At 70.3% G+C, this 2,880-nt stretch carries 1 pseudogene; it reads left to right on the top strand.

Going from position 1 to position 2,880, the window contains the following annotated elements:
* Positions 1–408, top strand: a pseudogene (locus AB0K15_RS47765) (HU family DNA-binding protein); the annotation flags it as partial.
* Between the last annotated feature and the right edge of the window lie 2,472 nt (positions 409–2,880).

Raw genomic sequence — 2,880 nt, forward strand, 5'->3', positions numbered from 1 at the left:
AACGTGCCGGCCTTCCGTGCGGGCACGACGTTCAAGGACGTCATCTCCGGCACGAAGAAGCTGCCGAAGGCCACCGCCGTCAAGCGCACCACCACGGCGACCGCCTCGCGCGCCACCACGACGACGCGGGCGGCCGCCTCGCGCACCACGGCCACCCGCCCGGCGGCGACGCGCTCCACCACCACCCGCACCCGCGCGACGGCCGCGAAGCCCGCCGCCACCACCAAGACCGCCGCCAAGCCCGCCGCGACGCGCGCGAAGGCCGCCACCACCAAGGCTGCCGCCAAGCCCGCCGCCAAGGCCACGGCTGCCAAGGCCACCACTACGAAGGCCGCCGCCAAGCCGGCCGCGAGGAAGGCCGCTGCCAAGCCGGCCGCCAAGCGCACCAGCGCTGCGAAGAAGAAGTAACACACCCCGGCGTTCACGCCGAGACGTGCACTTCACGGCAGGGCCCCCTCCCCCCTCGGGACGGGGCCCTGCCGCACGACCGGGGTATTTTGCTTCGCCGGTGGTTTCGTCCGGAACCGTCTGTCCGGCAACGGACCCAACCACCGAACTGCCCTGAAGTCACTCCAGTTCCCGACAACGCGGCCCTGTACTGGACTCCCCCTCTCGCCGCCGGCGTCGGCCCCACCTTGGCTGACATCGGCCCGCCGCACCGCATCGCGCCGCCGGAGGAGATCGCTCCACCTAGCCGGCAGCGTAGGCGCCGCCTAGCCACACATCGGCCGGTCGCAGCGCAGTCCCCGGATGGAATCGCTTCTCCCCACCACCAGCATCAACCCCACCCAGCCACACATCGGCCCGCCCCACCGCAACCCCCAGACGGAATCGCTTCTCCCCACCACCAGCATCAACCCCACCCAGCCACGCACCTGCCTGCCGCTCAGCATCGCGCCGGAAGAGATCGCTGCACCACACCGCCAGCGTCGACCGCACCAAACCTCGCATCGGCCCGCCCCACGGCAGTCCCCGGAAGAGATCGCTTCTCCGCGCCGCTAGCGTCGACCCGACCTAGCTCCACGTCGGCCGGCCGCACAGCATCGCGCCGAACGAGATCGCTGCACCGCACCCGCCAGCATCGACGCCGCCAAACCTCATGCGGGCCCGCCCCACGGCAGCCGCGGATGGAATCGCCCCGCCTCGCCGCCACATCGGCCCCGCCATCACTGGCTTCGCCCTGCCGTGCGGCATCATGGCCGCGGATTCCTCACCTCACCGCCGGGATCGGCATCGGCTCACATCGCCTGCACAGCGCAGCATCACGGCCCCCGCCCTCTGCCTTACCGGCGAAGCCCCAAACCTCACCGACATCCCTGCCTCGGCGACGAATACTCCCCCCGCTGCGAGCCTCGCTCATCCGCGCCTCGGCACGCTTCTCTCAGCCCCTCAACAGCGATCCGACCCGGGCTCCCCCATCACTCACTCCGCACTCAATCCCCCGCCCCGATCCAGTTCTCTTCGGGGCGTCGTATCAGCGAATCCAAATCGACTTCGCTCGCATTGGCTCGATACGCCAATTGGTTCCACTCAGCGAGGCATCGGCCATTACCGCAAGGCTCCGCAAACACCATCCGCCCACCATCGGCAAAACGATCTCCCCAGCCCTCACACCGATCACCATTCACCCGAAGCACCGGCTTCTCCCCGCAGCGCCCAGCGCCACACAGCATCGACCGCTTTCCATAGCTCGCTTCGCGCACAAAAGCCCGCCCAGTCACCATGACCCCCACTTGCAGGACCGCCTGTCCCGTGCCTACTACCGCATCGGCCCGCTCCGCAGCCTTGGCTGCGCAACACGCCCGGACCACCCATCACCACTCACCGACAACACCGGACCGACCCCGCCCTCGGCTCACCATCGAGACTCCTCTGCGGCCCACAAGCCCAGCACCATCACAGCTCCCCGCGGCACGCCTCCCAGAAGCCATCTCCCACACGTCAGCGCACAGCATCAACTGCTCCCCGCCCAGCCCGCTCTGCACACAGCGCACCCGAACCGCAGCCCCCACCACCCCGGTAACGCCACCTCCGCGCACCCCTTCCGCGTCCAGCTTCGACCGACCCCACCGGCACGCCTCACATCCAGGTCACGCACACCAGACACGCCGCCTATCCCGAGTCCCCGCCACACGGGCAGTCACAACATCAACCGGCCCACCGACCTCGCTCCCTACTCAAGGCACCCCGCCAGTCACCGGCGACACCACCCACCCCGAGCTCCCACCCCCACCGGCGCAGCATCACCCCGTCCACCGACGGCGCCTCCCAGGCACGACGCCCCTGCCACTCACCCGCGACACCACTCACCCCGCGCCCCCGCCTGACGCCGGCGCAACATCAACCCACCCGCCTCGCAAGAAGCCCCTGCTACGCACCGGCGACACCCCTACTCGAGTCCCCCGCCCACGCGCTGCCACACAGCACCGACCTGCCCCACCGGCACGCATCCACCCGAAGGCTCCGGCAGCGCCATCACCCTCACCCGCAGCACCACCCCCCTGCTCGATGCATCGACGCCCCCGCAAGCCGCCTGCTCACAAGGCAGCGGCAACGCCACCATCGCCGTTGAGCGGGCAACACAACCTCTACGAGCCCGCGCCCACCCATCGGTGCAGACCGCCCTCCGGCCCCGCGCGGCAAAGCCGCCACCACCGATGCCGTGAAGGTCCCCGCGCTCGCCGAGATCATCGCCGTACCGAGCAGAGGCCTCGCCCCGCACGAATCCGCGTCACGGGCGCCAGGCCGCCTTCGGTCCCAGCATCCGTCCCCAACCAACCCCGCTTTCCGGCCACACTCACGCCCCTCCGGCCGACCTGCGCGAGGAACCCACCCTCAGCCGATCGGACTCCCACCAGCCTGGCCACCACAGTTGCTGGC

Source organism: Amycolatopsis sp. NPDC049253 (genome assembly GCF_040678995.1).
GTDB lineage: Bacteria > Actinomycetota > Actinomycetes > Mycobacteriales > Pseudonocardiaceae > Amycolatopsis.